Source organism: Ignatzschineria cameli (assembly GCF_003121895.1).
GTDB classification, from domain to species: Bacteria; Pseudomonadota; Gammaproteobacteria; order Cardiobacteriales; family Wohlfahrtiimonadaceae; genus Ignatzschineria; species Ignatzschineria cameli.
Genome location: NZ_QEWW01000002.1, coordinates 492,620 through 499,912 on the forward strand (window position 1 = coordinate 492,620; position 7,293 = coordinate 499,912).

Sequence of the window (7,293 nt, forward strand, 5' to 3'; positions counted from 1 at the left end):
GACTAATTAATAGAGAATAGTTAGAAAATTAGTTAGAAAGTTAGTTAGGGTATTCATTAAAATTAAAAGATTAATTGAAAGCTTTAAGAAGAGGTTAGAACTTTCATTAGAAAGCTGGCTGAAAACTGAAACCTAACTAGAAATCTAACTATAAACTAAAACAATAGGGCCTTGGTGGTACTTATCTGTGATGGAGCGAGTTTTCCTTACATTTAGAGACAAAGCCAGTCCCCAATTTCCGATATAAAAGGATTTATTATGAAGAAGCAGATTATTGGCTATACGCTCTCCTTAGCACTTTTTGCTGGGAGCGTTGGTTATAGTGCTCCCCTAGATCTCTTTGAAGAGAATTATGAAAATATCAATAGAGAGATTATCGGCCCTGGGCTTATCTCCCAGTTATCAGATTATGCAATTGAGATAGAATCAACGACAAAGAGTGAAAATGTAGCTGATTTTACAACGAATCTCCTGATGGATTTTGGCGGGACATCAAATCAAGTTTTAAAAGGCAGTGAGAAAGGAGAAGTTGTCTTTACCAATTATGGTGAAGGGCAAGGAGTTGCGACTCTTCTCTCAAAGGGAACTCTTTCTCTCTATCAGGAGGAAGAGGGTGAATCAATCCTGCTCCTAAAAGCAGAAAATATTGAGCATCAAGGGCAGATTGATCAGGAAAATGGTCAATATAAATTAAATTATCACTACCCACAAATTATGCTCTTTAATGATGATGGTTCTGTTAAAGTTGCTACAGTAGATCAGATTGAGCTTGATGGCGTTTATGGCTTTAGTCAAAATTTTAAGAAGCGTGAAAATGTCAATATCAACTATAAGTCGGGTAAAATCACGATAGAGCCCGAAGATCGCGATGAAGCATTAGTAATGATCGAGGGAAGTAACGGTTATTGGATTGAAAATAATGGTGAAAAGGTTCAAAAATTTCTCTTTGAACTCAATAAAATTGCAGTAAAAGAGAGTGATGAAGATCAGCCTTTTAGTGAGATTTTAATCGATCGCCTAACCTATGCTGCCGGCGCTGAATTATTGGAAGAGAAGCCCTATATTCATGGCCATTTTGGGCTAGATAAGATTGAGGTTAAAGTTCCCTCTTATAAGCATGAAGCTTTAACATTTGGTGATGTTTATCTTAAGCTTCAGCTAACAGAATTGAGCGATGATCTTTTTGAAAAGCTGGAAGTTCTACGTCTTAGCGAAGCTGAAACACTCAATGAAGTTTTAATCAATAGTTCATTTAAGGTAAGTGATTTCGTTGTCCCAGGTAGTCGTCTTAATCTGGAGCTTGCCGGCGATCTTGATGAGAGTAGAGCCGAAGTGACGCTCTCCATCATGCCAAATGCTGCTTTTATTGAGAAAGTTTCTACCCTTGATTTAGAGAGTCCTGATGCATTCTTAGAAGCTTTTTCCGGATTAACTTTCTTTGAGTTTGTTAATCAATATGTTGATGATTTAGTTGCGAAGCTTATGGTTGATAAGCGCTATTTTATCGATCTTGGAAGTAATATCTTATTAAGTCAAGATGAAGCGGAAAATCGGGATATGGCAAAGCGCCAAATGAATGAATTCTATAAAGAGTTTATGGTGCTTGCAATGGTGGTCAATAGTGGAATGCCGGTGATTGAGTTTTCACCACAAGGAATTAGTTCAGATATCCGTTATAATAACGGAGTATGGAGCGTTAATGGTCAAGAGATCGATCTAGAATTGATCGCTTCGATGTTCAGTGAATAAAGTGAAGTGACTGAAGAGGATCGAGTGAGTAAGATCTAATGAATAAGGTCTAATGAGTAAGATTTAACGTTTATAATTGAGATGGAGGGAGGCGTAAGTCTCCCTTCTTACTTTGTAAAAGAGAGGAAAAGATGAAAGCAACAATTCAAAGTGATGTTAAAGATGCAATGCGAGCAAAAGAGCGTGAGAAAGTAACTACACTGCGTGCAATTTTAGCCGAAATTCAAGAAGCAGAGTTACAAAAGCGTGGTGAAGGGCTCTCAGAGGCTGATTATTTAACAATTCTTAATAGAATGGTTAATCAGCGCCGGGAATCTATCGATCAATTTAAAAAAGCAGATCGAGCAGATCTCGTTGAAAAAGAGGAAGCACAGCTAGCCTACATTATGCCTTATCTTCCAGAGCAGCTTTCTGATGCGGAAATTGTCGCAATTATCGATGCGGCGATGGCGAAATTAGAAGTGAATGATATGAGCGGAATGGGAAAATTGATGAGTGCGATTCGCCCAGAGCTTTTGGGAAAAGCAGATATGGGCGCGGTCAGTGCTCTAGTGAAGAGTCGTTTAGGGTAGTTTTACCTTATTAGAGAGGGGAAAATGGTAGTACAATGTGGAAATTCTCTATCTTCAGTATCTACATAATATCTAATATAGAATCTGCGTTTGATCTACCATTTTTATTCATCTTCTCTAGTAACCCCCTAATTCTCCCTAATAATCTGATATCTGATTGATATCAGATAGTTTATAAAGAGCAATCTGCAGATATTATTGATGTAGATTGCTTTTTTAAAATCTATCGATTATTAGAGGAGTGTAGATAGTGTGTAAGTGTTATACAAGGTTATTGCTTATCGATTATTGATCTGTAATCTATCTTATGAAACTGAATAGAAATGTAGATAGAAATAGATAGAAACGTAGATAGTAGCATAGATAAAGACGTCGATAAGTGTGCTGATAAAAGCGTAGGCTAGACTAAAAGAGCAATAAAAAGTTTTAGGAATATTTGGAAGCGTGAAATTGAGAGGGAATCGTCATTATGAGTCGTGGTAAAGGGTTTATTCCTCGAGAGTTTATCGATCAACTAATAGCAAGGGCTGATATTGTCAATGTTATTAATCAGCGTGTTCCCTTAAAACGTGCCGGCAGTAACTATAAAGCCTGCTGCCCTTTTCATGATGAAAAAACACCCTCTTTTACCGTAAGTGAACCGAAGCAGTTTTACTACTGTTTTGGTTGTAATGCAAGCGGCAGTGTTTTAGATTTTCTGATGAATTATGAGCGATTAGAGTTTGTTGAGGCTGTTGAGGTTCTTGCACAGATTGAAGGGTTAGAAGTACCTTATGAGAAACGTAGTACTCGTCCTAAATCAGAAGTTAAGCGAGAACGTGGACTTCTTGAAATTATGGCGCTCGCCCAAAACTTTTATCAAAAAGCACTCAAAGAGGGGGAAGAGGCGCAAAGAGCGGTTCAATATCTTCAAAAAAGGGGGTTAACAGGAGAGGATGCAAAGAAATTTGCCATTGGATTTGCCCCTGTAGGTTGGAATAATTTGATGACGGCCCTTATGCGTGAGGGGATTTCGGAATCTCTTCTTCTAGAAGCAGGTCTCTTAAGTGAATCAGAGAATCAACGGCGATACGACCGTTTTCGAGATCGAATTATGTTTCCAATTCGTAATCGAAGAGGGGAGACGATCGGTTTTGGTGGTCGAATTTTAGACCAAGGCGAACCGAAGTACCTCAACTCACCAGAAACGCCTATCTTCCACAAAGGGGAGGAGGTTTATGGCCTCTATGAATTGCGAAAGTATCATCGAGATTATGAAGAGATTTTGGTGGTTGAGGGTTATATGGATGTCATTATGCTCTCCCATTATGGTATTGGAAATGCTGTTGCGACATTAGGAACGGCAATTGCATCTCGGCAGATTGAGTTACTCCTGCGATACACGTCTCGAGTTGTTTTCTGTTTTGATGGCGATAGAGCCGGGATTGTGGCTGCTCATAAAGCAATGAGTGAGTCACTTCCGGTATTAAGTGCCGGAAAAGAGATCTCTTTTCTCTTTCTCCCTGATGGTGAAGATCCCGATAGTTATGTACAAAAGAGTGGAAAAGAAGCCTTTTTACAATTGATTAAAGAAGCAGAGCCCCTCTCTAAATTCCTCTTTGATGCCGCTGAGCAAGAGGTTAATATGGGCTCTTTTGAGGGGCGCTCACAATTTTTAGAAAATGTTGGGGAGAAGATCAATAGCATGCGAGATATCCCCCTCCGTGATTTTTTACGTGCTGAATTAGGGCGAAGAGCCAATCTCTCTGCCGGTATTCTTAATCGCTATGTGCAAGAAGGGAGAACCTCCCCACGACGTCAGCGTGTGGATTTTAGCTCAGGGCTCTCTTTGATCGAGCGAATAGTTATTTTATTATTAACAAATCCTAGCTTAGGAAGAAAGCTTCAAGGAATGCACTTTCTTCTCGAGAGCGAAGATCCTCAACAAAATTATCTTTATGAGATTATTACTGCAATCAAAGACTATCCGCATCTTGAAAATGCGGCACAAATTCTTCTACATTTTCAAGATGAATCTTGGAGTGGTTGGTTACGAAATTTAGCTGCACAAGAGCTCTTAATTGCAGATGAGCTGCAAGAGAATGAATTAAAAGATCTTCTTAAGCAGCTCACAAGAGGAGAAACACCTCTGAAAAAGGTTTTAGCCAAACTGCAAAATAATGAGCCATTAACAGCAGATGAGTTAGCGCTTTTGCGGAATCCTTAAAGCGATAGTTAAATAAATTAATATTTTAATAAGATTAGACTTTTATGAAGAATTTTATAAATTGTCTGAGTTACGTAAGCTTACCTTTTAGTTTAAAAGAAAATCAATCAATTCTATTTTTGTTTCAGTGGAAATGTTTATATCTAATTTTCGTTCTAAAAAATCTAAAGAAGTCGCAATTTTTTTATAGTAAGAGCGTAAATTAAAGTTTCTGTCCTGATCTAGTCCATTCTCGCCAAATATTAAATACTCTATATTGAATCCTAAGTGGTATAGAGAATATAAAAACTTTAAATTTGGAACTGACTTATTAGACTCATAGAGACTAATAGACATTTGGGACATGTTAAGCCCTTTAGCTAGTTCAGCTTGGGTCATAGAGAGCTTCATTCGCTCTGACTTTAATCTTTGGCCAAAAGATTTTAATAAATGATTAATTTTATTACTCCTTTAGGATTATGTATAAAATGTTAGCCAATAATAAACATTAGATATATGTTGTTTTTATAATACTAATAATTTAAGAATTTTTAATGAATGCTGATTTTAACAATAATTTTAGTTGTAGACTAATTTTTTATAACTAGTTCTTATGTAATTATATTCTTTTATCATTTTATAAGAAAATATCCTATATTTTAATAGTTATACAAATATTTACACTATTTTAGCTATTTTTACGCGATGTTATTTTTTTAATTTCAGTAGATATCAAGGGTTTATTTTAATTTTTTAAATAAATTAAATTTTTTTATTTGGTTTTTATTTCTTATAAAAAAATAATAGAAGAATAATAACTATTTGTATTTGTTCGATTTTGTGTTTTATCTGCTAGGAAGTAGCATGCTCTGATATAGATTTTCCTAGATATTCATTATATGTAAATTTTCAGTTATAGCTCGCTTTGTCGGTATCTCTGTTTTGAGATAAATTTATATGATCTATGATTTGACTAGCTTGAGTTAACTATATATTTTATATATGTATTAGTTCTTCAGGATTTGTTTGGAATATTAGGAATCTATTAAAAACTAATAGTGAAATAGAACTTTAATATGGAACAAATATGAATAGAATTTATCGCGTTGTTTGGTGTCATGTCCGAAATATTTACGTGGTTGCATCAGAACTAGCTTCACGAAAAAAAGTTAAAAGTAGTAAAACTGTTAATGTTAAGAAGAGAATTTTGTTAGGAGCGGCTTTTGTTACTTCAGCCACCATTGGATCTTTTTCTCATGCTGAAGATGTTTTTATTTTGAATGAAAATAAAAAAGAGATTTCTTTGAATCAGTCGATTTTTGAGCAGGATCAAGAAGAAGTCGCCTTTATTTTAGGGATTAACGCTAAAGCAGAGAAGATTATTAGTAAAGATGGGCTGAAAGATAATATTGATGCTATTATTTTAGGAAATGATGCCGTCGTTAAGGATGAGCGTTCAATCGCGATAGGAAATAAAACAGAGAGTACGTTAGATAGTATCGTCTTAGGATATGGAGCTGAAGCTTCATCTTTTCTTAAAGATCCACAGGGACCCACAGACAAATCGTATGGGATGATAGCTATTGGAAGCTATTCTTTTGCTGAAGGAAAGACAGCCACAGCATTAGGATTCAGATCAAAAGCAGTGGGAACGTCATCATCAGCTATTGGTGGTGGTGCTGTTGCCGTGGGAGAATACTCAACAGCAATTGGGGGCACATCATTAGCAAAAGGAAATAATACTGTAGCTATCGGTGTTGATAGTATTACTGACGGGGATAGCTCTGTAGCCATTGGTATGGGAGCTAAAGCTTCGGGCAGCTCATCGACTGCTTTTGGTACAAATGCTGAGTCGCAGGGTTATGCCTCTGTAGCTGTAGGAACTGATTCTATAGCAGTGGATCACTATACAGTATCTTTTGGACATGATTATATACCTGCGCGAAAAGATGAATATGGTGATGAAATAGCGGAAAAAAAAGAACTAAATAGGCGTTTAGTACATGTAGATAAAGGGCTTATTACAGAGACCTCAACAGATGCAATTAATGGTTCCCAGCTATATTTAACTAATAAGTTAACTGTAGATGCACTGGGTGGAGGTGCTCAACTAGATGAAAAAGGCACTATCAAGTTGCCTAATTATAAATTTAAAGATGAATCTCAGCATAATAATGTGGGAGATGCATTAACTAATCTTGATACTAGAATCAACGAAGGTCTAACCTTTGCTGGTAATGCTGGGTTTGTTAACAAAAAGCTTGGCGAGACTTTAACTATCAAAGGTGGCTTAGCAGATGGTGCTGAAGCAACGGCTGAAAACCTCCGTGTTGACGTTAATGAGAAAAACGAGCTTGTTATCAAAATGTCTAAGGACTTAAAAGGTCTTGAAAACATCGTTGTTGGTAGCGACGGTAAAGATGGTAAAGCAGGCGTATCGATCAACGGTAAAGATGGTTCTATCGGCTTAACGGGTCCTGCAGGTAAAGATGGGAAACCCGGTGCATCGACGACTATTACAGTCATCAAAGATGGTAAGCCAGGCGTGGATGGTAAGGATGGTGAAACAGAAGTTCGAGTCGTTTACAAAGACAAGAATGGTGATCAACAGCAGATCGCGAACCTTAACGATGGTCTCAAGTTTGCAGGTGATAACCCTAATGTCAAAGGTGGCGTTAAGTTAAATGAAGTTGTTAACCTTAAAGGTGGTGCAGAAGGTGATTTAACTGATAACAATATCGGCGTTGTTGCTGATATTGATGAGAAGGGAATGCTTAAATCTCTTGA

General features: G+C 36.9%; 5 protein-coding genes. 4 read left to right on the forward strand and 1 reads right to left on the reverse strand.

What is annotated here, in order from left to right; translation table 11 throughout:
• The first annotated feature begins 258 nt into the window (after window positions 1–258).
• The 3 genes from DC077_RS05210 (at window position 259) to dnaG (ending at window position 4,527) form a co-directional block, all read left to right on the forward strand.
• Complete coding sequence (locus tag DC077_RS05210; protein WP_109200625.1) at window positions 259–1,749, forward strand: hypothetical protein; 1,491 nt, start codon at window positions 259–261, stop codon at window positions 1,747–1,749.
• Window positions 1,750–1,880: 131 nt separating this feature from the next.
• Window positions 1,881–2,321, forward strand: a complete 441-nt coding sequence (locus DC077_RS05215) for a GatB/YqeY domain-containing protein (protein ID WP_109200624.1) — start codon at window positions 1,881–1,883, stop codon at window positions 2,319–2,321.
• Between the two features lie 469 nt (window positions 2,322–2,790).
• Window positions 2,791–4,527 (forward strand): DNA primase, encoded by a 1,737-nt coding sequence (dnaG, locus tag DC077_RS05220; protein WP_109200623.1) that lies wholly within the window; start codon window positions 2,791–2,793, stop codon window positions 4,525–4,527.
• Window positions 4,528–4,614: 87 nt separating this feature from the next.
• Here the strand turns inward: dnaG and DC077_RS05225 are convergent, their stop codons facing one another.
• Complete coding sequence (locus DC077_RS05225) at window positions 4,615–4,965, reverse strand: helix-turn-helix domain-containing protein (protein WP_275663887.1); 351 nt, start codon at window positions 4,963–4,965, stop codon at window positions 4,615–4,617.
• Between the two features lie 628 nt (window positions 4,966–5,593).
• Between DC077_RS05225 and DC077_RS05230 the strand changes: the two genes are divergently transcribed.
• Window positions 5,594–7,293 (forward strand): ESPR-type extended signal peptide-containing protein (locus tag DC077_RS05230; RefSeq protein ID WP_275663885.1); only part of this gene is annotated, 1,700 nt, incomplete at its 3' end.